The sequence below is a fragment of the Pseudomonas fluorescens genome, from assembly GCF_040448305.1.
GTDB classification, from domain to species: Bacteria; Pseudomonadota; Gammaproteobacteria; order Pseudomonadales; family Pseudomonadaceae; genus Aquipseudomonas; species Aquipseudomonas fluorescens_BH.
In genome coordinates this window covers 1257781-1281680 of record NZ_CP148752.1, presented here as the reverse complement: position 1 = coordinate 1281680, position 23900 = coordinate 1257781, and the positions used below count along the sequence as shown (strand labels likewise).

Below are 23900 nucleotides of genomic sequence, written 5' to 3'. Positions count from 1 at the left end.
CAGCCTTGCGACTAGCTCTCTATAACGATTTCCAACGCTTCATACGCCATCCGGACTGGAGCAAACGAACGTCGGTGAATAGGCGTAGGCCCCAAACGTGCGAGGGCTTCCAGATGAACGGGTGTCGGGTAGCCTTTATGCCCGCCGATGCCGTAACCCGGATAGATCAATTCGAAAGCGGCCATTTCACGATCACGGCTGACCTTGGCCAGAATCGATGCGGCGGCGATGGCTGGAACCTTGCTATCACCCTTGACCACGGCCTCGGAGCGCATCGGCAGCTTCGGGCAGCGGTTGCCGTCGATCATCGCCAGCTTCGGCTGGACATGCAGCCCGGCGACCGCGCGCTGCATGGCCAGCATGGTGGCGTGCAGGATATTCAGCTCGTCGATTTCTTCGACTTCGGCGCGCGCGATGCACCAGCTCAGGGCTTTTTCGCAGATTTCGTCGTAGAGCTTTTCGCGGCGGGCTTCGGTGAGTTTCTTCGAGTCGTTCAGGCCAAGGATCGGGCGGTTCGGATCAAGGATCACTGCCGCCGTCACTACCGCACCACAGAGCGGGCCGCGACCGACTTCATCGACGCCGGCAACCAACTCTTCGATTTCAGCGACCAAGGTAAAATCCAGCCCCATCTGCATATTCGTTTTACTCATTTTACTTGGCCGATCAGGTTCAGCACTGCGTCAGCAGCCTGGTTGGAGGCATCCAGACGCAGGGTCCGGTGAATCTCGTCAAAACCGCGGGTCTGCTCTTCCCCACCCTCGATCAGCGGTGACAAGGTCTGGGCCAGCGCTTCGACCGTGGCATCGTCCTGCAACAACTCGGGCACCAACAGACGCTGGGCCAACAGGTTCGGCAACGAGATGTAGGGGCTTTTCACCATGCGCTTGAGAATCCAGAACGTCAGCGGCGCCAGGCGATAGGCGACCACCATCGGTCGCTTGTACAGCAGCGCTTCAAGCGTTGCAGTGCCGGAGGCAATCAACACCGCATCGCTCGCGGCCAGGGCCAGATGGGATTTGCCATCGAGCAAGGTCAGTGGCAAATCGCGACCGGCCAGCAATGCTTCGATCTGGGTCCGGCGTTGAGGACTGGCGCAAGGCATGACAAATCGCACACCCGGACGCATTGCCCGCAGGCGCTGCGCTGTATCGAGAAACAAAGCACCGAGCCGGCCAACTTCACCGCCACGGCTGCCAGGCATCAACGCCACCAGCGGCCCGTCGGGCAAACCGAGTTCGGCCCGCGCAGCAGCACGATCGGCTTCGAGTGGAATGGCATCGGCCAGGGTATGGCCGACGAACCGCACCGGCACGCCTTTCTCTTCGTAGAATCTGGCTTCGAACGGGAACAGCGTGAGCATCAGGTCGCAGCCTTCGCGAATCTTCAGCACGCGTTTCTGCCGCCAGGCCCAGACCGACGGGCTGACGTAATGCACGGTCTTGATCCCGGCCTGGCGCAGCTTAAGTTCGATATTGAGGTTGAAGTCCGGTGCGTCGATACCGATGAACACATCGGGTTTCGCCTCGATCAGGTCGGCGACCAGTTTTTTGCGCCGAGCCAGCAACTCGCGCAACCGGCCCAGCACTTCCACCAGGCCCATGACGGACAGACGCTCCATCGGGAAATACGAGGTCAGGCCTTCAGCCTGCATCAACGGACCACCGACACCGATGAACTCGACAGCAGGGTGACGAGCCTTGAGCGCGCGCATGAGACCCGCACCCAGAATGTCACCGGAAGCCTCACCCGCTACCAGCGCAATACGCAGATTGGCCATGATTAGCGGGTGATGCCGCGGGTCGAAGACTGGATGGAGTCGCGGAACACCGCTACTTCCGGGAACTGCGCAGAAGGCTCGGCCAGTTCGACGAGCGCCTGTTCCACGGTCAGGCCCTGGCGGTACACCACCTTGTAGGCACGACGTAGCGCGTGGATCGCATCTTCGCTGAAACCCCGACGGCGCATGCCCTCGAAGTTCATGCTACGGGCTTCGGCAGGGTTACCGAACACCGTGACATACGCAGGAACATCCTTGCCGATCGCCGTACCCATGCCTGAAAAGCTGTGGGCACCAATGTGGCAATACTGGTGAACCAGGGTAAAACCGGAGAGGATTGCCCAGTCTTCCACATGCACATGGCCCGCCAGAGCGGTGTTGTTCACCAGGATGCAGTGGTTGCCGATAACGCTGTCGTGGCCGATGTGGGCATACGCCATGATCAGGTTGTGATCGCCCAGGGTCGTTTCCGAACGATCCTGGATGGTGCCACGGTGAATCGTCACGCCTTCACGGATGACGTTGTGATCACCAATCACCAGGCGGGTTTCCTCGCCCTTGTACTTCAGGTCAGGCGTGTCTTCACCCACCGAGGAAAACTGGTAGATGCGATTGTGCTTACCGATTCGGGTCGGGCCCTTGAGAATCACGTGCGGCCCGATGACTGTCCCCTCGCCGATTTCCACACCTGCGCCGACGATCGACCATGGGCCGACCTCGACGCCGTCAGCCAGAACGGCTGTCGGATCGATGATTGCGCGAGGGTCAATCAAACTCATAGTTTGCGTTCCGCACAGATGATTTCAGCCGAGCAGACCGGCTTGCCATCGACCGAAGCCTGGCATTCGAATTTCCAGATCTGACGCTTGCAGCTGATGAACTTGGCTTCAAGGATCAGCTGATCACCCGGCAATACCGGCTGGCGGAAGCGCAGCTTGTCGGAACCGACGAAGTAATAGAGGGTGCCGTCGGCCGGTTTCACGTCGAGCATTTTGAAACCAAGGATCCCGGCAGCCTGAGCCATTGCCTCAATGATCAATACGCCCGGCATGATTGGATGCGCAGGGAAGTGACCATTGAAGAACGGTTCGTTGATGCTGACATTCTTGTAGGCACGAATGCGCTTGCCTTCAACATCCAGCTCCACTACCCGGTCCACCAGCAGGAACGGGTAACGGTGAGGCAGGTATTCGCGAATCTCGTTGATGTCCATCATTTCGGGGGGAAGCCTATGTAAAGATTGGGAGCGCGCGACTGACGCGCACTCCTCTAGCAAATCAAGGAGGCAGTCTAGCGGCTGTGCACACTTGATATGGAAATGGTATCAGCCATCTGATGAAGCATTACCGTCAGGGGTCACTTCCCCTGCCTGCTTTTCCAGCTGTCGCAGACGTCGCGCGATGTCATCGAGCTGACGAATACGTGCCGCGCTTTTGCGCCACTCGGCTGCCGGCTGCATGGCCGTACCGGAAGAATAGGCGCCTGGCTCGGTAATCGAGTGGGTCACCATGGTCATCCCGGTAATGAAAACGTTGTCACAAATGTCGATGTGTCCCACCAGCCCTACACCACCGGCGAGCATGCAATGCTTGCCGATTTTGGTACTGCCGGAGATCCCGACACACGCCGCCATGGCGGTGTGATCGCCCACCTGAACGTTGTGGGCAATCTGAATCTGGTTATCGAGCTTCACGCCGTTACCGATGACCGTATCGGCCAACGCACCGCGATCTATAGCCGTGTTCACGCCGATTTCAACATCATCGCCGATCAGCACACCACCGATCTGGGCGATTTTCTGCCAGATACCTTTTTCATTGGCAAAGCCGAAGCCTTCACCGCCGAGCACTGCACCCGACTGAATGACAACCCGTTTGCCGACGCGGACGTCGTGATACAAGGTCACCCGCGGTGCGAGCCAGCCACCCTCACCCACCACGCTGCGAGCGCCAATGAAGCAATGCGCGCCGACAGTCGTACCGGCTGCAACCTGCGCACCGCTTTCGATCACCACAAAAGCGCCGATACTCGCCGCTGGATCGACAACCGCATCCGCCGCGATCACCGCCGTCGGATGAATCCCGGCTGCCGCCTTGGGCTTGGGATCGAACAGGTGAGAAACACGCGCGTAGGCTGCGTACGGATCCGGCACCACCAGCACATCCCCGCAATGACCCTCGGCGTCAGCGGCCTTGAGCAACAGGGCTGCAGCCTGACTGCCTGCCAGGTACTTGCGGTATTGGGGGTTTGCGAGAAAGCTCAACTGAGCTGGGCCAGCCTCCTGCAAGGTGGCTAGCCCAGTAATTGCTTTCTCGGGGTCGCCACGTAGCGTGGCGCCGAGGAACTCGGCCAGCTGGCCGAGCTTAATGGTCACGGTCATGGGTTACTTCAGCTGATTCATGCGCTCGATAACCTGGCGAGTGATGTCGTACTGAGGCTTGACATCAATCACTGCGCCACGCTCGAAGACCAGGTCAAAAGCACCTTTCTTGATGACTTCTTCCACAGCGCTGTCCAGTTTCGGCTTGAGCTGCTTCAGCATTTCACGGTCGGCAACGGCTTTGGCTTCGTTCAGCTCCTTGGACTGGAACTGGAAGTCACGGGCCTTTTGCTTGAATTCAAGCTCCAGACGCTCGCGCTCGCCCTGCTGCATTTTGTCGCCACCGGCCATCAGGCGATCCTGAATGCCCTTGGCGCTGGTTTCCAGTGACTTGAGCTTGGTCAGCTGAGGACCGAACTTCTTCTCGGCATCCACGGCGTATTTCTTGGCCGCGTCGGACTCCAGCAGAGCCATCTGATAGTTCAGAACAGCAATTTTCATGTCGGCGAACGCCGGACCTGCTACCAGTACGGTTGCCAGGAGAACCAATTGAGTCAACTTACGCACGATGCACTCCTACAAAATCCATTGTCGTTATCTTGGGTCAGACGCTTAGAACGTCTGGCCGAGAGAGAATTGGAACACTTGAGTTTCAGCGTCATCCGGTTTCTTGACTGGCATGGCCAGGGCGAAACTCAGAGGCCCCAGTGCGGTGACCCAGGTCACACCCACACCGACGGAACTGGCCAGGTTGCTCAGACTGACATCGTTACACTGCGTATTGGACTTCGACGCAGGGTTGGTATTGGTCGTCTGCTCGCACTTGGAGTCGAATACGTTACCCACATCCCAGAATACCGAGGTACGCAGGGATCGTTGATCCTTGATGAACGGCAGCGGGAACAGAATCTCTGCACCACCCTGGATCAGGACGTTACCACCGAACGGCAGTGGATCCTGGTCCGGGTCAGCAAGAGTACCCGGGTTGCCCGTTTCGAGTGCGCCGCGGCTCGGAGTACTACGCGGCCCCAGTGTACTGTCCTTGAAGCCACGAACCGAGTTGAAACCACCAGCATAGTAGTTTTCATAGAATGGCAAGCCTTCGGTCGAACCGTAGCCATCGCCATAACCCAATTCGGTGTGCAGGCGCATGGTGTAGTTTTCGCTCAGCGGCTGGAACAACTGACCACGGTAATCGAGTTTGAAGAACGACAAGTCACTACCCGGCACGGTGACTTCCGCCGTCAAGCTTTGAGAGTGACCACGAGTCGCCAAAACGCCTTTGTTCAGGGTGGACTCGGACCAACCGGCCGAAGCCTTGAAGTTCAGGTACTTGTCGCCTTCCTGGTTAACGAAGTCGAAGATCTCGTCGACTGTGTAAACGCCAGTCTTGATCGTGTCCTGTTGCGCATTCAGGCCGAAGGTCAGACGCGAAGTCTCGCTGATTGGATAACCGACACTCACACCGGCACCCAGGCTGTCCACGGCGTAGCTGGCGACGTCGGTATCGAGCTCATCGTAGTCAGTCGTGCGGTAGAACGCGTTGTAACCCAGGCTCACGCCGTCGGCGGTCCAGTAGGGGTCTACAAAGCCGAAGTTATAACGGGTCTGGTATTCACTTTTGGTCAAGCCGACGCTGACCTTGTTACCGGTACCCAGGAAGTTGTTCTGGGTGATCGAACCACCGAGGATCAGGCCGGCGCTCTGGGCGAAACCGACGCTGGCGGTAATCGAACCGGAGGCTTGTTCTTCAACGCTGTAGTTGACGTCCACCTGGTCATCGACACCTGGCACGGCCGGGGTCTCGACGTTGACTTCCTTGAAGAAGCCCAGACGTTCCAGACGGGTCTTGGATTGGTCGATCAGGTAGGTCGAAGCCCAGCCGCCTTCCATCTGACGCATTTCACGACGCAACACTTCGTCTTCGGACTTGGTGTTGCCACGGAAATTGATGCGGTTCACGTATGCACGCTTGCCCGGATCGACCGCGAACAGGATGTCTACGGTGTGATCTTCATCGTGCGGTTGAGGCACGCCGTTGACGTTGGCGAAGGTATAACCTTCGTTACCCAGGCGACGGGTGATCAGCTCGGAAGTCGTGGTCATCAGCTTGCGCGAGAACACCTGGCCTTTTTGCACCAGCAGCAGGGACTTGACCTGGTCTTCAGGGACTTTCAGGTCACCACTGAGCTTGACGTCACGAACGGTGTACTTCTCGCCTTCGTTGACGTTGACGGTGATGTAGACGTGCTTCTTGTCTGGCGTAATGGAGACCTGGGTCGAAGCGATATCCATGTTGATATAGCCACGGTCCAGGTAGTAGGAACGCAGGCGTTCCAGGTCACCGGACAGTTTTTCACGGGCGTACTTGTCGTCGTTCTTGAAGAACGACAACCAGTTGGTGGTCTTGAGTTCGAACAGGTCGATCAGGTCTTCATCGGGAAAGACCGTGTTGCCCACTACGTTGATGTGCTGGATAGCCGCAACGGTACCTTCGTTGATATTGACCTTCAGGCCGACGCGGTTACGCGGCTGTGGCACCACTTCGGTGTCGACGGTAGCCGAGTAGCGACCCTGGGCGACGTACTGGCGCTGCAGTTCATTACGCACGCCTTCAAGGGTGGCACGCTGGAAGATCTCGCCTTCGGCCAGACCGGATTGCTTGAGGCCTTTCATCAGGTCTTCGGTAGAGATCGCCTTGTTACCTTCGATCTCGATACTGGCGACCGACGGGCGCTCGACTACAGTGATGACCAGGACGTTGCCATCACGGCCCAGCTGGATATCTTGAAAGAAACCGGTTTTGAACAACGCACGAGTGGATTCCACCAGACGGCGATCATCCGCCTGTTCACCGACGTTCAACGGCAAAGCACCAAAGACGCTACCCGCGGAGACCCGCTGGAGGCCATTGACGCGAATATCAGAGATAGTGAAGGACTCGGCGTGAACTTCGGCGATCATCAATACGGTGAGAACCGCAGTTAGCAGCAGACGTTTCATGAAGTCCTTTCTTATTCCAACTGGCAATAAACAAACTGCCGCAAAATGCGGCAGATTCGCAATTCAGCGAAGCGTTACAGTCGACCCAGATCATTGACCAAAGCAAGCAACATCACCCCGATCACCAAACTGATACCGATCTGTATCCCCCAACCTTGCACCCGATCTGACAAGGGACGACCACGCGCCCACTCGATCAGATAAAACAACAAATGCCCCCCATCCAGTACCGGAATGGGCAACAAATTCAGAACGCCCAGGCTAATACTCAGATAAGCAAGGAAATTCAGGAAATCAGCAACACCCGACTGGGCCGAAGCGCCCGCCACTTTAGCAATGGTTATCGGTCCACTCAAGTTTTTTACCGAGAGCTCACCGAACAACATTTTCTTCAGTGAATCAAGGGTCAGTACGCTCATGGTCCAGGTGCGTCGAGCCCCCTCGCCAATCGCTGCCAACGGCCCGTAACTGACTTCGCGGATCATCTCCGGCGGCCAATCGACAGCCTTCACCCCCGCCCCCAGGTATCCGCTGGGTGACTTGCGCTCGCCGCGAGCGGCCAGCGTCACCGGGACGTCGATTTGAGCACCGTCGCGCTCAACCCGCAGCATGATTTTGGTATCAGGATGCATACGGACGGTATCGACGACCTGCTGCCAGTCATCCAGCGTACGACCATCGAGCGCCAGCAACCGGTCACCGGTCTTCAGGCCGGCAGCCTGAGCCGGCCCCTTTGGATCGAGTTCGGCCAGGACAGGCGGCAATGCCGGACGCCACGGACGAATCCCCAATGAATGGATAGGGTCAGGCTCGTCAGCCCCTTTGAGCCATTTGTCCAGCGCAAGTTCACGAGGAGAATCGGCCGTGGAGCCTTGCTCGCGAACCAATATCTGCAACGAACCGCTTTCGCCCAGGCGACGAATCAGTTGCAGATTCACCGCTGCCCAGCCGGAAGTCGCCTCGCCATCAATGGCCACGATTTCCTGGCCGGAGCTCAATCCCGCCCTGGCCGCGATACTGCCAGACTCGACAGCCCCGATGACCGGACGCACCTGCTCGCTGCCAAGCATTGCCAATGCCCAGAAAAACACAAATGCCAGCAGGAAGTTGGCTATCGGCCCTGCCGCTACGATGGCAACGCGCTGACGAACGGATTTGCGATTGAAGGCCTGGTCGAGCTGATCGAGTGGTACTTCACCCTCGCGCTCATCGAGCATTTTGACGTAGCCGCCCAACGGGATCGCCGCGACGACGAATTCGGTACCTTGCTTGTCGTGCCAGCGCAGCAAAGGCGTACCGAAGCCTACGGAGAAGCGCAGCACTTTGACCCCACAGCGACGCGCGACCCAAAAATGGCCGAACTCGTGGAAGGTAACCAGCACACCCAGAGCGACCAGGGTACCGACAATCATATAGAGCGCGCTCATCTACTTTCTCCGCATTCCTATCCGCTGCTGCCTGTGTCAACTATCCGCAGCATTTACCGCCCGTGACGGCTCAACCATTGTCCGGCCAGCAATCGCGCCTTCGCGTCTGCCGTGAACACTGCATCGAGGTCATCCACTGCCACTACGGGCTCCAGATTCAGTACTTCCTCGATGATACTCGCGATTTCCGGGTAACGAACCCGTTCGTCGAGAAATGCCGCCACCGCCACTTCGTTCGCCGCGTTGAGCATGGCCGGCGCACTGTTACCCGCCTCGGCCGCCTGACGGGCCAGACGCAGGCATGGGAAACGCTCTTCATCGGGCGCCTGGAAATCCAGGCGCGCAATGGCGAACAGATCCAGCGGTGCAACACCCGAATCAATCCGCTCAGGCCAGGCCAGGGCATTGGCGATGGGCGTGCGCATGTCCGGATTACCCAGCTGCGCCAGAACAGAACCATCGACGTAGTCGACCAGCGAATGAATCACGCTTTGCGGGTGAATCACCACCTCGACCTGGGATGGCTTGGCGTCGAACAGCCAGCAGGCTTCGATCAACTCAAGCCCCTTGTTCATCATGCTGGCCGAGTCAACGGAGATTTTTCGCCCCATGGACCAGTTCGGGTGAGCACACGCCTGATCGGGAGAAACATGCGCCAGTTCAGCCATTGGCGTCTGGCGGAACGGTCCACCGGAGGCCGTCAGCAAAATCCGACGTACGCCGACCGCCTCAAGGCCACGGGCATAATCGAGCGGCATGCACTGGAAAATCGCGTTGTGCTCGCTATCGATCGGCAGCAACACCGAACCGCTCTTGCGCACCGCCTGCATGAACAACGCACCGGACATGACCAGCGCTTCTTTATTGGCCAGGAGAATCTTCTTGCCAGCCTCGACCGCCGCCAATGTCGGGCGCAATCCCGCCGCACCGACGATGGCCGCCATGACCGTCTCGACTTCCGGATCGGAAGCGACCTGACACAAACCCTCCTCACCCACCAGAACACGGGTCGAAAGTCCCGCCGCGCGCAAATCATCCTGCAAGGTACGGGCAGCCGCGACCTCAGGCACCACGGCAAATCGCGGGACATGCCGCACGCACAACGCCAGCAATTCACTCAAGCGAGTGAAGCCACTCAAGGCAAAGACCTGATAACGGTCAGGATGACGAGCGATGACATCGAGCGTACTCAGGCCAATCGAGCCGGTCGCACCCAGAACGGTAATCTGTTGCGGGCGGCTCATGGCGCCGCCATCCACAGCAACACGGCAAACACCGGAATCGCTGCCGTCAGGCTGTCGATACGATCCAGCACGCCGCCGTGACCCGGAAGCAGATTACTGCTGTCCTTGATCCCGGATTGACGCTTGAACATGCTTTCAGTGAGATCGCCCACCACCGAGACAAACACGATAAGCGCAGCGCCGATCAGCCCTTTGAGCAGCTCGGCCACCGTCCAGTCGCGTACCAGAGCAACGATTGTGGTAATCACCAGGCTCAGCGCCAGACCACCGTAAACGCCTTCCCAGCTTTTGCCCGGACTGACCTGTGGTGCGAGCTTGCGCTTGCCGAAGGCCCGACCGGAAAAGTACGCACCGATATCGGCACCCCAGACCAACACCATCACCGCCATGATCAGCCAGTTACCCAGCGGGTATTGCTTGATCTGCACCAGGCCTTGCCAGGCCGGCAGGAGAATCAACAGGCCGATCACCAACTTGGTCGCCGCATTGGACCAATGCTCGCTCGAACGCGGATAGGTCAACACCAGATACGTCGCCACCGCCCACCACAGCACCGAAGCGCCCAACACCCAAGGCGCGAGGCCGGGCAGGATGTACATGACGAACAGCACCAAAGCGACCACAGCGGCATAACCGACGCGGAACGCCTGATCGGCGAAACCCGCCAGGCGCGCCCATTCCCAGGCACCCAGGGTTACGACCAGCCCGATGAACAGTGCAAAGCCGGAACCTTCAAGCAGGAAAAACCCGCACAGGGCAATCGGCAGCAGGATCAGTGCGGTGATGATTCGTTGTTTAAGCATTAAACCCGGGCTCCAGCCTCGACCTGCTCGCTCGTTTTACCGAAGCGGCGCTGGCGGGAAGCAAAATCGGCCAGCGCATTGCGCATGGCATCGTGTTTGAAGTCCGGCCAGAACAGGTCGGAGAAATACAACTCGGCATAGGCAAGTTGCCAGAGCAGGAAGTTGCTGATGCGGTGCTCACCACCGGTACGGATACACAAGTCCGGCAACGGCAGGTCGCCTGTGACCAGGCAGGTCTGCAGCAGACCAGGCGTGATGTCCTCCGGACGCAAGTGTCCGGCCTGAACTTCTCGCGCCAGTCGTTGCGCAGCTTGCGCGATATCCCACTGACCGCCGTAATTGGCAGCGATCTGCAGCACAAAACGATTGGCGCCAACCGTCATGGCCTCTGCTTCACGCATGGCGGCCTGCAGCTCGGGATGAAAACGCGAGCGGTCACCAATGATGCGCAGGCTGATGTTGTTGTCGTTGAGGCGCTTGGCCTCACGACGTAGCGCCCTGAAGAACAGATCCATCAAAGCGCTGACCTCATCGGCCGGACGTTGCCAGTTCTCGCTGGAAAAGGCGAACAAGGTCAGCACTTCGACCTTGGCCTCGGCACAAACCTCGATGACCGCACGCACCGCATCCACGCCCGCTTTATGCCCGGCGACACCCGGCATAAAGCGTTTTTTCGCCCAGCGATTGTTACCATCCATGATGATCGCGACATGGCGCGGCACCGCGGACGGTGCAGTCTGCTTTGTCTTATCCATGAAAACGCGACCCTTATACGGCCATCAGGTCTTTTTCTTTCTGCGCCAGATCCGCGTCGATTTTAGCCACGAACTTCTTGGTCAGATCGTCAATCTCGCCAGTCGCACGACGCTCTTCGTCTTCGCTGATCTCTTTTTCCTTCACCAGATCCTTGAGCTGGCTGTTGGCATCACGACGGATGTTGCGCACGGCAACACGGGCATCTTCAGCGACGTCACGAGCCTGCTTGGTGAAACCCTTGCGGGTTTCTTCGGTCAGGGCAGGCATGGAGATCAACAGCAGCTCGCCGAGGTTGGTCGGGTTCAGGTTCAGACCCGCGCTACCGATCGCCTTGTCGACGGCACCCAGCATGTTGCGTTCGAAAGCAACGACTTGCAGGGTACGGGCGTCCTTGACGGTGATGTTGGCCACTTGCTTGATCGGGGTGTCGGAACCGTAGTACGGCACCATCACGCCTTCCAGGATGCTCGGGTGCGCCTGGCCGGTACGAATGCGGCCGAAGTTGTGCGCCAGCGACTCCACGGACTTCTGCATGCGCTCTTGAGCGTCTTTCTTGATTTCGTTGATCATTGTTGGCCTTCCTCGATCAGGGTTCCTTCAGCGCCGCCATGCACGATGTTCAGCAGGGCGCCGGGCTTGTTCATGTTAAATACGCGTAGCGGCATCTTGTGGTCGCGGCACAGGCAAATGGCCGTCAGATCCATCACACCCAGCTTGCGATCCAGCACTTCATCGTAGGTCAGATGATCGAACTTCTCGGCATGCGGGTCTTTGAACGGGTCAGCGGTGTAGACGCCATCGACCTTGGTCGCCTTGAGCACGACATCGGCATCGATTTCGATTGCACGCAGGCAGGCAGCCGAATCCGTCGTAAAGAACGGGTTGCCGGTACCGGCCGCGAAAATCACCACGTCCTTGGAGTTCAAGTGACGCATGGCCTTGCGACGATCGTAGTGATCGGTCACACCAACCATGGAAATAGCGGACATCACGATGGCCGAGATGTTGGCACGTTCCAGCGCGTCGCGCATTGCCAGGGCGTTCATCACAGTGGCCAGCATGCCCATGTGGTCACCGGTAACCCGATCCATGCCCGCCGCGCTGAGCGCCGCGCCGCGGAACAGGTTGCCACCACCGATGACCAGACCGACCTGAACACCGATGCCGACCAGTTGGCCAACTTCCAATGCCATGCGATCCAGAACTTTCGGGTCGATCCCGAACTCTTCCGAGCCCATCAGGGCCTCGCCGCTAAGCTTGAGTAGAATGCGTTTATAGCGAGCCTGATAACCACTGCCCTGCTGAGCCATTGCGAATCTCTCCTGCGGCGTATTTTAAAAATTCTTTGCGAGCTGTTTACAGCTGGCGCTCACTCTAGCTTGGCGCTGCTTCAGCGCCATCGGAACATGGCTTTGTAAGCCAGTTCCAAAAGGAAACCAAATAAAAATTGGTGCCCCATCTGAAAAGAGGCTGCGCGCGTGAGCGGGCAGCCTCTTCTGGGCGACAGTTAAAAAACCGTCTTATTGCTTGGCGGCAGCCAGCTGGGCAGCAACTTCTTCTGCGAAGTTGTCCACTGGCTTCTCGATGCCTTCGCCTACTTTGAAGTAAGTGAAGGAAACGATTTCAGCGCCGGCTTTCTTGGCCAGTTCGCCGACCTTGATTTCAGGGTTCTTGACGAAAGCCTGCTCAACCAGGCTGGCTTCGGCCAGGAACTTGCTGATACGGCCTTTGACCATGTTTTCAACGATGTTTTCCGGCTTGCCGGCGATCTTGTCAGCGTTCAGCGTCAGGAACACGCCTTTCTCGCGCTCGATCGCTTCAGCGGAAACTTCCGATGGCAGCAGGAATTCAGGATTGGTAGCCGCTACGTGCATAGCGATGTCCTTGGCCAGCTCGACACTGCCGCCTTTCAGGACAACTGCAACACCGATCTTGTTGCCGTGCAGGTAGCCACCGACAACGTCACCCTCAACGCGTGCCAGACGACGGATGTTGACGTTTTCGCCAACCTTGCCGACCAGTACCAGGCGAGCAGTTTCTTGAGCTTCGATCAGCGGAGCAACATCAGTCAACTTGTCGGCGAACGCTTTTTCAACGCTTGCTGCAACAAATTCCTTGAAGTCGTCCTGCAGGGCCAGGAAGTCGGTCTGCGAGTTCACTTCCAGCAGAACGGCGGACTTACCGTCTTCCTTCAGAGCGATAGCGCCTTCAGCGGCAACGTTGCCGGCCTTCTTGGCAGCCTTGATGGCGCCCGAAGCGCGCATGTCATCAATGGCTTTCTCGATGTCGCCGCCAGCCTTGGTCAAGGCCTTTTTGCAGTCCATCATGCCTTCGCCAGTACGCTCGCGCAGTTCTTTGACCAACGCTGCAGTAATCTCTGCCATTTCAAAATCCTCTTGGATAGGTTTTCAACCATTCCACCCGATCGAACGGGCGATCAATTCTTCCCCAACCACCCTTGTTAGCTGCCGCACGTTACAGATAGAGCGGTGGGCGCCGACAAATGGTTTTCGAGGTGGCAAAAAGGGGGCCAAGCCCCCTTTTTGCTTACTGAGTCAACGCCAGGGCGTCAATTACTCAGCTGCAGCCTGAGTTTCTTCAGCTGCGAACTCTACGGTGCCGCCGGCAACGTTGTTGCGACCGCGGATTACAGCGTCAGCCATCGAACCCATGTACAGCTGGATAGCGCGGATTGCGTCATCGTTGCCTGGGATGATGTAGTCAACGCCTTCCGGGCTGCTGTTGGTATCGACTACGCCGATAACCGGGATGCCCAGCTTGTTGGCTTCGGTGATCGCGATGCGCTCGTGATCAACGTCGATAACGAACAGAGCGTCTGGCAGACCGCCCATGTCCTTGATACCACCCAGGGAACGATCCAGCTTTTCCAGGTCACGAGTGCGCATCAGCGCTTCTTTCTTGGTCAGCTTGGCGAAAGTACCGTCTTCGGCTTGAACTTCAAGGTCACGCAGACGCTTGATGGAAGCACGGATGGTTTTGAAGTTGGTCAGCATGCCGCCCAACCAGCGGTGATCGACGTACGGCGAACCGCAACGTGCTGCTTCTTCAGCAACGATCTTGCCAGCGGAACGCTTGGTGCCGACGAACAGAATCTTGTTTTTGCCCTGGGCCAGACGTTCTACGAAAGTCAGAGCTTCGTTGAACATTGGCAGGGTTTTTTCAAGGTTGATGATGTGGATCTTGTTACGCGCGCCGAAAATGTACTTACCCATTTTCGGGTTCCAGTAACGGGTCTGGTGACCGAAGTGCACACCGGCCTTCAGCATATCGCGCATGTTGACTTGGGACATGATAGTTCCTTAATAAGTCGGGTTTGGCCTCCACGTATCCCAATGACCAACCAGCAGCATCAGCTGAAGGCACCCAGGTCATCGTGTCGACACGTGTGTGGATTTAGGCTTTACGGGACATCCCCGGAAAGCGGCGCATTTTATATCACAAGGCAGGGCAAAACGGAACCCGGATTCTGAAATCCTGGCGAGTGCTTTGCTCCATCCCTTGGAATCCGCCAAGAATGCACCATTCTATAGAGAGAAGCGATGCACACAGGCGCAGATTTGCGCTGATCGTCTGGTAGAATCGCATTTTTCAGGGCCGCGAAGTTCGATCGCGCAATGCCCTTTCCGTTTAGTAAGCGCCGTCGGGCGCAGAGAGAGCCTGTATGACCGTCACCCTCAAAACCCCCGAGGATATCGCCAAAATGCGTATCGCCGGCAAACTGGCCGCCGATGTGCTGGAAATGATTGCCGAATATGTCAAGCCGGGCGTTACCACCGATCAACTGAACCAGACCTGCCACGACTACATCGTCAATGAGCAGAAAGCCATCCCTGCCCCGCTCAACTACAAGGGCTATCCGAAGTCGATCTGCACGTCGATCAACCACGTGGTCTGTCACGGCATCCCGAACGACAAGCCGCTCAAAGATGGCGATACCCTGAACATCGACGTCACCGTCATCAAGGACGGCTACCACGGCGACACCAGCCGCATGTTCCACGTCGGCAACGTGCCGGTCTGGGCCGAGCGCCTGTCCCAGGTGACCCAGGAATGCATGTACAAGGCGATTGAAATCGTCAAACCCGGCTGCCGCCTGGGCGACATCGGCGAAATCATTCAGAAGCACGCGGAAAAGAACGGATTTTCGGTGGTTCGCGAATTCTGCGGTCATGGTATCGGCAAGGTGTTCCACGAAGAGCCGCAGATCCTGCACTACGGCCGTGCTGGCACCGGCATGGAACTCAAGGCCGGCATGACCTTCACCATCGAGCCGATGATCAACCAGGGCCGTGCCGACACCAAGGTACTGGGCGACGGCTGGACCGCGATCACCAAGGACCGCAAGCTCTCGGCACAGTGGGAACACACCCTGCTGGTGACTGAAACCGGTTACGAGATCTTCACCCTGCGCGGCGATGACACCATCCCTCGCGTTTCGGCCTGATCCCGACACCGAACCTCGCCTATAGAAAGGAAAGCCAATCGATGCCGCAGGTGGATCCCGAACTCTTCGACCGAGGCCAGTTCCAGGCTGAACTGGCCCTGAAGGCAAGCCCGATCGCGGCCTTCAAGAAGGCGATCCGCCAGGCCCGCGAGGTGCTCGACACGCGCTTTCGCAACGGCCGGGACATTCGCCGGCTGATCGAGGATCGTGCCTGGTTCGTCGATAACATCCTGCAAAAGGCCTGGGAGCAGTTCAGCTGGAGCGAGGACGCCGACATCGCGCTGGTCGCGGTCGGCGGCTACGGCCGTGGCGAATTGCACCCTTATTCCGATATCGACTTGCTGATCCTGCTGGACAGTGCCGACCACGAGGTTTTCCGCGATTCCATCGAGCGTTTTCTGACGCTGCTGTGGGACATCGGCCTGGAGGTCGGTCAGAGCGTTCGCTCGGTCGACGAATGCGCCGTCGAGGCCCGCGCCGACCTGACGGTCGTCACCAACCTGATGGAAAGCCGCACCATCGCCGGCCCCGAGCATCTGCGCCAGCGCATGCTGGACGTCACCAGCACCGGGCACATGTGGCCGAGCAAGGACTTCTTCCTGGCCAAGCGCGCCGAACAAAAGGCCCGCCACCACAAGTACAACGACACCGAATACAACCTGGAACCCAACGTCAAAGGTTCACCCGGCGGCCTGCGGGATATCCAGACGATTCTGTGGGTGGCCCGTCGCGAGTACGGCACCCTGAACCTGCGGGCACTGGCTGGCGAAGGATTCCTGGTCGAGAGTGAAAACGCCCTGCTCGCCTCCTCCCAGGAGTTCCTGTGGAAGGTTCGCTATGCCCTGCACATGCTGGCTGGCCGCTCCGAAGACCGCCTGCTGTTCGATCACCAGCGCACCATTGCCGGGCTGCTGGGCTTCAAAGGCGACGACGCCAAGCAAGCCATCGAAAACTTCATGCAGCAATATTACCGGGTGGTCATGAGCATCGCCCAGCTCAGCGACCTGATCATCCAGCACTTCGAGGAAGTCATCCTCGCACCGGAAGACGAAGCGCCATCGCAGCCAATCAACTCGCGCTTCCAGTTGCATGACGGCTACATTGAGGCACGCAACGACAATGTCTTCCGCCGCACCCCGTTCGCCATGCTCGAAATCTTCGTGCTGATGGCACAGCAGCCGGAAATCAAAGGCGTTCGTGCCGACACCATCCGTTTGCTGCGGGAACACCGTCACCTGATCGACGACGACTTCCGCAACGACATTCGCAATACCAGCCTGTTTATCGAATTGTTCAAATGCAAGATCGGCATCCACCGCAACCTGCGGCGAATGAACCGTTACGGCATTCTTGGGCGTTATCTGCCCGAATTCGGTTTCATCGTCGGGCAGATGCAGCACGACCTGTTCCACATCTATACGGTCGATGCCCACACCCTGAACCTGATCAAACACCTGCGTAAGTTGCAGTACACCCAGGTGTCGGAAAAATTCCCGCTGGCCAGCAAGCTCATGGGCAAGCTGCCCAAACCCGAGCTGATTTACATGGCCGGCCTGTACCACGACATCGGCAAAGGCCGGCATGGCGATCACTCGGACATCGGCGCGGTCGATGCCGAGGCGTTTTGCCAGCGCCATCAGCTGCCAGTGTGGGACAGCCGCCTGATCGTGTGGCTGGTGCAAAACCACCTGGTGATGTCGACCACCGCCCAGCGCAAGGACTTGTCCGACCCGCAGGTGATCCATGATTTCGCCCAGATCGTCGGTGACGAAACCCGCCTCGACTACCTGTATGTGCTGACCGTCTCCGACATCAACGCGACCAACCCGACCCTGTGGAACTCCTGGCGCGCCAGCCTGCTGCGCCAGCTCTACACCGAGACCAAGCGCGCCCTGCGTCGCGGCCTGGAAAACCCGGTGGATCGCGAAGAGCAGATCCGCCAGACCCAGAGCGCCGCCCTGGATATCCTGGTGCGCGGCGGCACCGACCCGGACGATGTCGAGCAACTGTGGGCGCAGTTGGGTGATGACTATTTCCTGCGCCACACCGCCGGCGACGTCGCCTGGCACAGTGACGCGATCCTCCAGCAACCGGTCGACGGCGGGCCACTGGTGCTGATCAAGGAAACCACCCAGCGTGAGTTCGAAGGTGGTACGCAGATCTTCATCTATGCCCCGGACCAGCACGACTTCTTTGCCGTGACCGTGGCCGCGATGGACCAGCTCAACCTGAACATTCACGACGCCCGGGTCATCACCTCCAGCAGCCAGTTCACCCTCGACACCTATATCGTGCTCGACACTGACGGCGACTCGATTGGCGATAATCCGGCGCGGGTCAAACAGATCCGCGACGGCCTGACCGAAGCCCTGCGCAACCCGGACGACTACCCGACCATCATCCAGCGCCGAGTGCCACGTCAACTCAAGCATTTCGCCTTTGCGCCACAGGTGACGATCCACAACGATGCCCAGCGCCCGGTGACGGTGCTGGAACTCACGGCGCCCGATCGCCCGGGCCTGCTGGCGCGGATTGGCACGATATTCCTGGAGTTCGATCTGTCGCTGCAGAACGCCAAGATCGCCACCCTCGGCGAGCGCGTGGAAGACGTGTTCTTCATCACCGACGCCAATAATCAGCCGTTGTCCGACCCGCTGCTGTGCAGCCGCCTGCAGGATGCGATCGTCGAACAACTGAGCGTCAACCAGGAACCCGATATCAAACTGTCGCGCATCAGCATCTGAACTAAACAATTTTCCCCTGTGGGAGCGGGCTTGCTCGCGAAAGCGGTGTGTCAGTAAACACACACTTCACTGATACACCGCTTTCGCGAGCAAGTCGGATCGCCGCACCGCCGCTCCCACATTGAACGAGGCCACCATGAACAACGCTCTGTCCCAGCTCCAGCCCTACCCGTTCGAGAAACTCCGCGCCCTGCTCGGCAGCGTGACGCCAAACCCGGACAAGCGCCCGATCGCGCTGTCCATCGGCGAGCCGAAACACCGTTCGCCAAGCTTTGTCGCCGAGGCCCTGGCCAGCAATCTGGAAAAAATGGCGGTGTACCCGACCACACTCGGTATCCCGGAGCTGCGTGAAGCCATCGCGGCATGGTGCGAGCGTCGCTTCGACGTCCCCAAGGGCTGGATCGACCCGGCGCGCAACGTGCTGCCGGTCAACGGTACCCGCGAGGCGCTGTTCGCCTTCACCCAGACCGTGGTCAACCGTGGCGATGACGCGCTGGTGGTCAGCCCGAACCCGTTCTACCAGATCTACGAAGGCGCCGCGTTCCTCGCCGGGGCCAAGCCGCATTACCTGCCATGCCTGGACGAAAACGGCTTCAACCCGGATTTCGACGCCGTGTCGCCGGACATCTGGAAACGCTGCCAGATCCTGTTCCTGTGCTCGCCAGGCAACCCGACCGGCGCATTGATTCCAGTGGAAACCCTGAAAAAGCTGATCGCCCTGGCCGACGAATATGACTTCGTGATTGCGGCCGATGAGTGCTACAGCGAGCTGTACTTCGACGAACAAACCCCGCCGCCGGGCCTGCTCAGCGCTTGCGTGGAACTGGGTCGCAAGGACTTCAAGCGCTGCGTGGTGTTCCACAGCCTGTCCAAGCGTTCGAACTTGCCAGGCCTGCGTTCAGGTTTTGTTGCCGGTGACGCCGACATCCTCAAGGGCTTCCTGCTCTACCGTACCTACCACGGCTGCGCGATGCCGGTTCAAACCCAGCTGGCCAGCGTTGCTGCGTGGAATGACGAAGTGCACGTTCGCGCCAACCGGGCGCTGTATCGAGAGAAATTTGATGCGGTGCTGGAAATCCTCAGCCCGGTCATGGACGTACAGCGGCCGGATGGCAGCTTCTACCTGTGGCCGAACGTGGCCGGTGACGACGCAGCGTTCTGCCGCGACCTGTTCGAACAAGAGCACGTGACGGTGGTGCCGGGCTCTTACCTGTCCCGCGATGTTGACGGTTTGAATCCAGGCGCGGGTCGAGTACGCATGGCACTGGTTGCGCCATTATCCGAGTGCGTTGAAGCGGCAGAACGTATTCGCGACTTCATCACTCGCCGCAACTGACACTAATAAGGCCTGTACTGTGCAACGCAGTACAGGCCGCCCACCGGCAACAACATCTAACAAGCAGCAACTTTACAGCGTGGCTTTCATTTAAATATTCTCCAACTCCAAACCAATTTATTGATCAAATTAAAACTTCGAGAAGGCGAGTGATAACACCACACTCAAAATCTTGAAAAGTCATATCAAAAAATCTTTACACCCCAATAATGAGCAAATAAAAAACCAACAAACCGGTTTTTCATCAAACCACAACCGATAAAAGACATGGACCTCCCCCTATGAAAAATGGAATTTGCAGCATCGTTAAAAGCATTGATCCCGTTGCCTCTTATGAGGCCGCAATCAATGAGCGCAGCGACAATGTAAAACGCAGCAACTCCAGACGCACGAAAAGAAGCGTTGCTTTCCATACGCGTTTTTGGGAGCCCGGGCGCACCCTGAAAATTTCGACATATGACACGGACCAAAAAACCGTCGACATCGTAAAAAACATTGCCAGCCAATGGCTAGAGCACGCCAACTTAAAATTTGAATTCATACCAGGTGCGACAGGTGATATTCGCTTGAAGATCGAGGAAAGTGAAGACCGGATTTCTTATTCCTTGCTCGGCACAGACTCTTTGAAATACCTCCCTGAAGAACCAACCATGCGCATAAGTTTATCCCTGGAAGACGACGAATTCGAAGGAACTGTCCTGCATGAATTTGGTCACGCACTGGGACTTCATCATGAACACCAGCATCCAGACGCAACCATTCCATGGGATTTGGATAAAATCTACGACTGGTATGAAAAAGAATACAACTTTGACCGCAAGAGTGTTGATACCGATGTCCTGCCGCTTCCTTACTATTCAAATGTCACCTACAGTGATTACGACCCCCTATCAATTATGCATTACGAGATAGATGGCGAAGTCACCATAGACAACTGGAAGCAAGCTAGAAATCGTACATTGAGCGAAAAAGACAAGGAGACAATTCGCAAGATTTACCCTCATAAAACTATATTCACGATATTTTCAGAACTACTTAACCATCTGAAAGCGCCATTGACCGGCAATTCTCGCTAGAACGTAAGGTTTTCAAACTACCGCTTTCAGATCCAGTTCGTCTCAGCAACTCCTCGGTATACACCGCTATACAACAATGAAAAAAATCCAGTAGTGTTTAATTACTTAACCACCCCAAGCTTCGCCTCACTCAGATCCAGTTCCCCCAACACCTCACGCAACACGTCATCACCAATCTGGTGATGACGACTGAGGCTATACAACTCCAGGCGTTGCGCCCGCAGCGCCTTCAAGCGCAAGCGCCGTTCCAGCAAGTCCATCTGAAACGCCAAGGCCTGGGCTTCAGCGGAATCGTTGAACACCTCCAATTGATGCCGATACTCGGACATGATCCGCGCCTTGAGCTCGGCGGCCAGCGCGGATTGGGCGGCGTCCTGTGGGTTGACCTCTTCTGTCTCAAGCGCATGAATGGCCGCCTCGGCGGTTTTGCGCCAGGCGTCGCGCACTTCGTTGCGCCGCTTGTCGTCCGGGCTGGCTTCGATGCCACGCAACAAAAGTGGCAGCGCGATGCAGGCCGCAATCAACGACAGCAGAATCACCCCGGCGGCGATGAATATCAGCAGGTCGCGCTCGGGAAACGCACCGCCCCCCCATGAGCATCGGCACCGACATCACACCCGCCAGCGTCACGGCCCCGCGCACGCCGCCGACGGTCAACAACCAGCAGGATCGCGCCGTCGGTACCTGGGTCACTTCACCCTTGCCGCGCAAGCGCCGCAGCAGTACCGACAACCCGCAACGGGTTTACCTATGAAGGTAAGAAAAACTAACGCGACGTTGAACGCGAACTCCAGCAATGACCAGACGCTACGGTTGAGCAAGCGTGTGTTGGTCTGGCGCGGCAGCAGGTCGAGCCAGCTCTGCATCATTCCCGCCGCAACTGCCGAGAGGATGCCCGACACTTCCATGCGCTCGGCCAGCACGTAGGCCGCAAACGGCAGCAGCAACATGAACACCACATGCGTCGCCGGATCATCCCAGCCCCGCGCGATCATCCACGCCCGCAGACGGCCGACCAGCCAGCTCAAGGCCACCCCGACCGCCAGACCACCGACCGCGACCAGCACAAAGGTCAGGCTGGCATTGGCCAGCGAAAACACGCCGGTCACCGCCGCCAGGGCAAACTTGAACGTCACCAGGCCCGAGGCGTCGTTCATCAGCGCCTCGCCCTGCAAGATGTGCATCAACGGCAACGGCAGCGGTACCACCCGTCCGATCAGGCGCGAAACGCCGACCAGCATCAACAGGATCAGGACGGTGTAGGCGGTTTGCATAAAGCGTGATTCCCGAACAATCGACAGCATCGAAGTGCCATATTAGCCGCTTAGACTACCGGTGGCCCTTGCACCTATGTCGCACCCGGACCGCGCCAATCCCTGTGGGAGCGAGCTCGCTCCCACAGGTTTTGCGTTTTAACCCAATGCCCATGGCATAATCCGTCACCTTTATATTTACGGCACCTGCAAGGGGGGCAATTCCTTGACCGTTTCAAGCAAAACGTTGCACCTTTTCGGCATCAAAGCCTGCGACACCATGAAAAAGGCGCGCACCTGGCTCGATGAACACGCTGCCAGCTATGACTTTCATGATTACAAAGCGGTCGGAATCGACCGTGAACACCTGACCCAATGGTGCAACGAGCACGGCTGGGAAGTGGTGTTGAACCGTGCAGGCACGACCTTTCGCAAGCTCGACGACGAACGCAAAGCCGATCTCGACCAGACGAAAGCCATCGAACTGATGCTCGCACAACCCTCGATGATCAAGCGCCCGGTGCTCGATCTCGGTGACCGAACCCTGATTGGCTTCAAGCCAAATATCTACGCGGCCGCGCTCAAGTAAGCAGCCCGTTCAATTTTGTTAGAGGTATACACATGTCCACTACCCTGTTCAGCCTGGCCTTCGGCGTCGGCACTCAAAACCGTCAAGGCGCATGGCTGGAAGTGTTCTACGCCGCCCCGGTACTCAAGCCATCGGCTGAAATCCTCGCCGCTATCGCACCGATCCTGGGCTATACCGAAGGCAATCAGGCCATCGCGTTCAGCACCGCCCAGGCCTCGCAACTGGCTGAAGCGCTGAAAAGCGTCGACGCTGCCCAGGCAGCCCTGCTGACCCGCCTGGCCGAGAGCCACAAGCCGCTGGTTGCCACCTTGCTGGCTGAAGACGCCCAGTTGTCGTCCACCCCTGAGGCCTACCTCAAGCTGCACCTGCTGAGCCATCGCCTGGTCAAGCCCCACGGCCTGAACCTGGCCGGGATCTTCCCGCTGCTGCCAAACGTGGCCTGGACCAGCCAGGGCGCGGTCGACCTGAGCGAACTGGCCGAACTGCAACTCGAAGCCCGTCTGCGCGGCGAGCTGCTGGAAGTGTTCTCGGTGGACAAGTTCCCGAAAATGACCGACTACGTGGTTCCGGCTGGCGTGCGTATCGCTGACGCTGCGCGTCTGCGACTGGGTGCTTACGTGGGCGAAGGCACCACCGTGATGCACGAAGGTTTCATCAACTTCAACGCCGGCACCGAAGGCCCGGGCATGATCGAAGGCCGCGTATCCGCTGGCGTCTTCGTCGGCAAGGGTTCGGACCTGGGCGGCGGCTGCTCGACCATGGGCACCCTGTCGGGTGGCGGCAACATTGTGATCAAGGTCGGCGAAGGCTGCCTGATCGGCGCCAACGCCGGTATCGGTATCCCGTTGGGCGACCGCAACACCGTCGAGTCGGGCCTGTACGTGACCGCTGGCACCAAAGTTGCGCTGCTGGACGAAAACAATCAGCTGGTCAAAGTGGTCAAGGCCCGTGAACTGGCCGGCCAGCCGGACCTGCTGTTCCGTCGCAATTCGGAGACCGGTGCCGTGGAATGCAAAACCCACAAATCGGCCATCGAACTGAACGAAGCGCTGCACGCTCACAACTAAGCGTTACACGATCACCTGTGTAGGAGCGAGCAAGCTC

The 23900-nt window shown here is 58.2% G+C and carries 22 protein-coding genes and 1 pseudogene; 6 read left to right on the top strand and 17 right to left on the bottom strand.

Annotated features, from left to right (window positions below):
- Positions 1–11: 11 nt before the first annotated feature.
- The 15 genes from rnhB to rpsB form a co-directional block, all read right to left on the bottom strand.
- Positions 12–638 carry a ribonuclease HII gene (gene rnhB / locus WHX55_RS05710; RefSeq protein ID WP_353743025.1) on the bottom strand — a complete coding sequence of 209 codons (627 nt, stop codon included), beginning with the start codon at positions 636–638 and terminating at the stop codon, positions 12–14.
- A gap of 11 nt (positions 639–649) precedes the next feature.
- Complete coding sequence (lpxB, locus tag WHX55_RS05705) at positions 650–1780, bottom strand: lipid-A-disaccharide synthase (protein ID WP_353742215.1); 1131 nt, start codon at positions 1778–1780, stop codon at positions 650–652.
- 2 nt (positions 1781–1782) lie between these two features.
- On the bottom strand, positions 1783–2559 hold the full coding sequence (lpxA, locus tag WHX55_RS05700; RefSeq protein ID WP_046041139.1) for an acyl-ACP--UDP-N-acetylglucosamine O-acyltransferase: 777 nt from the start codon (positions 2557–2559) through the stop codon (positions 1783–1785).
- On the bottom strand, positions 2556–2996 hold the full coding sequence (gene fabZ, locus WHX55_RS05695) for a 3-hydroxyacyl-ACP dehydratase FabZ (RefSeq protein WP_007978374.1): 441 nt from the start codon (positions 2994–2996) through the stop codon (positions 2556–2558). The genes lpxA and fabZ overlap by 4 nt, the downstream gene beginning before the upstream one ends.
- A gap of 108 nt (positions 2997–3104) precedes the next feature.
- Complete coding sequence (lpxD, locus tag WHX55_RS05690; protein ID WP_150727681.1) at positions 3105–4160, bottom strand: UDP-3-O-(3-hydroxymyristoyl)glucosamine N-acyltransferase; 1056 nt, start codon at positions 4158–4160, stop codon at positions 3105–3107.
- 3 nt (positions 4161–4163) lie between these two features.
- Positions 4164–4667, bottom strand: coding sequence for an OmpH family outer membrane protein (locus tag WHX55_RS05685; RefSeq protein ID WP_150727682.1), 504 nt, complete (start codon positions 4665–4667; stop codon positions 4164–4166).
- A 45-nt stretch (positions 4668–4712) separates the two neighbouring features.
- Positions 4713–7103 carry an outer membrane protein assembly factor BamA gene (gene bamA, locus WHX55_RS05680; RefSeq protein ID WP_150754195.1) on the bottom strand — a complete coding sequence of 797 codons (2391 nt, stop codon included), beginning with the start codon at positions 7101–7103 and terminating at the stop codon, positions 4713–4715.
- Positions 7104–7177: 74 nt separating this feature from the next.
- On the bottom strand, positions 7178–8530 hold the full coding sequence (gene rseP, locus WHX55_RS05675; RefSeq protein WP_150754196.1) for a sigma E protease regulator RseP: 1353 nt from the start codon (positions 8528–8530) through the stop codon (positions 7178–7180).
- A gap of 53 nt (positions 8531–8583) precedes the next feature.
- The gene (gene ispC / locus WHX55_RS05670) at positions 8584–9774 is read right to left on the bottom strand and encodes a 1-deoxy-D-xylulose-5-phosphate reductoisomerase (protein ID WP_150727685.1); all 1191 of its coding nucleotides are present in this window, start codon (positions 9772–9774) and stop codon (positions 8584–8586) included.
- Positions 9771–10577, bottom strand: a complete 807-nt coding sequence (locus WHX55_RS05665; protein ID WP_353742214.1) for a phosphatidate cytidylyltransferase — start codon at positions 10575–10577, stop codon at positions 9771–9773. Before WHX55_RS05665 ends, ispC begins: the two co-directional genes overlap by 4 nt.
- Entirely contained in the window at positions 10577–11332 is a 756-nt protein-coding gene (uppS, locus tag WHX55_RS05660) for a polyprenyl diphosphate synthase (protein ID WP_150727687.1), read from the bottom strand. Before uppS ends, WHX55_RS05665 begins: the two co-directional genes overlap by 1 nt.
- 13 nt (positions 11333–11345) lie before the next feature.
- Complete coding sequence (gene frr / locus WHX55_RS05655) at positions 11346–11903, bottom strand: ribosome recycling factor (protein ID WP_008000041.1); 558 nt, start codon at positions 11901–11903, stop codon at positions 11346–11348.
- On the bottom strand, positions 11900–12643 hold the full coding sequence (gene pyrH / locus WHX55_RS05650; protein ID WP_095077480.1) for a UMP kinase: 744 nt from the start codon (positions 12641–12643) through the stop codon (positions 11900–11902). Before pyrH ends, frr begins: the two co-directional genes overlap by 4 nt.
- 210 nt (positions 12644–12853) lie before the next feature.
- Positions 12854–13717: a translation elongation factor Ts gene (gene tsf, locus WHX55_RS05645; protein ID WP_108216655.1), complete on the bottom strand. Its 864-nt coding sequence runs from the start codon at positions 13715–13717 to the stop codon at positions 12854–12856.
- A 189-nt stretch (positions 13718–13906) separates the two neighbouring features.
- The gene (rpsB, locus tag WHX55_RS05640; protein ID WP_008052780.1) at positions 13907–14644 is read right to left on the bottom strand and encodes a 30S ribosomal protein S2; all 738 of its coding nucleotides are present in this window, start codon (positions 14642–14644) and stop codon (positions 13907–13909) included.
- A 371-nt stretch (positions 14645–15015) separates the two neighbouring features.
- Between rpsB and map the strand changes: the two genes are divergently transcribed.
- The 4 genes from map to WHX55_RS05620 all read left to right on the top strand — a co-directional run bounded on the left by map (position 15016) and on the right by WHX55_RS05620 (position 20954).
- On the top strand, positions 15016–15798 hold the full coding sequence (gene map / locus WHX55_RS05635; protein ID WP_353742213.1) for a type I methionyl aminopeptidase: 783 nt from the start codon (positions 15016–15018) through the stop codon (positions 15796–15798).
- 41 nt (positions 15799–15839) lie between these two features.
- Complete coding sequence (locus WHX55_RS05630) at positions 15840–18542, top strand: [protein-PII] uridylyltransferase (protein ID WP_353742212.1); 2703 nt, start codon at positions 15840–15842, stop codon at positions 18540–18542.
- 136 nt (positions 18543–18678) lie between these two features.
- Complete coding sequence (gene dapC / locus WHX55_RS05625) at positions 18679–19878, top strand: succinyldiaminopimelate transaminase (protein WP_353742211.1); 1200 nt, start codon at positions 18679–18681, stop codon at positions 19876–19878.
- A gap of 281 nt (positions 19879–20159) precedes the next feature.
- Positions 20160–20954: a M12 family metallopeptidase gene (locus WHX55_RS05620; protein ID WP_353742210.1), complete on the top strand. Its 795-nt coding sequence runs from the start codon at positions 20160–20162 to the stop codon at positions 20952–20954.
- Between the two features lie 101 nt (positions 20955–21055).
- Here the strand turns inward: WHX55_RS05620 and WHX55_RS05615 are convergent, their stop codons facing one another.
- Positions 21056–21493: a hypothetical protein gene (locus WHX55_RS05615; RefSeq protein WP_353742209.1), complete on the bottom strand. Its 438-nt coding sequence runs from the start codon at positions 21491–21493 to the stop codon at positions 21056–21058.
- Positions 21494–21712: 219 nt separating this feature from the next.
- A pseudogene (locus WHX55_RS05610) lies at positions 21713–22141 on the bottom strand (cation:proton antiporter); the annotation flags it as partial.
- A gap of 346 nt (positions 22142–22487) precedes the next feature.
- Here WHX55_RS05610 and WHX55_RS05605 point away from each other — a divergent pair.
- Both WHX55_RS05605 and dapD read left to right on the top strand, forming a co-directional pair.
- Entirely contained in the window at positions 22488–22796 is a 309-nt protein-coding gene (locus WHX55_RS05605; RefSeq protein ID WP_353743024.1) for an arsenate reductase, read from the top strand.
- Between the two features lie 32 nt (positions 22797–22828).
- A complete protein-coding gene (gene dapD / locus WHX55_RS05600; protein ID WP_150757296.1) occupies positions 22829–23863 on the top strand; it encodes a 2,3,4,5-tetrahydropyridine-2,6-dicarboxylate N-succinyltransferase in 1035 nt (344 codons plus the stop codon).
- Positions 23864–23900 lie beyond the last annotated feature (37 nt).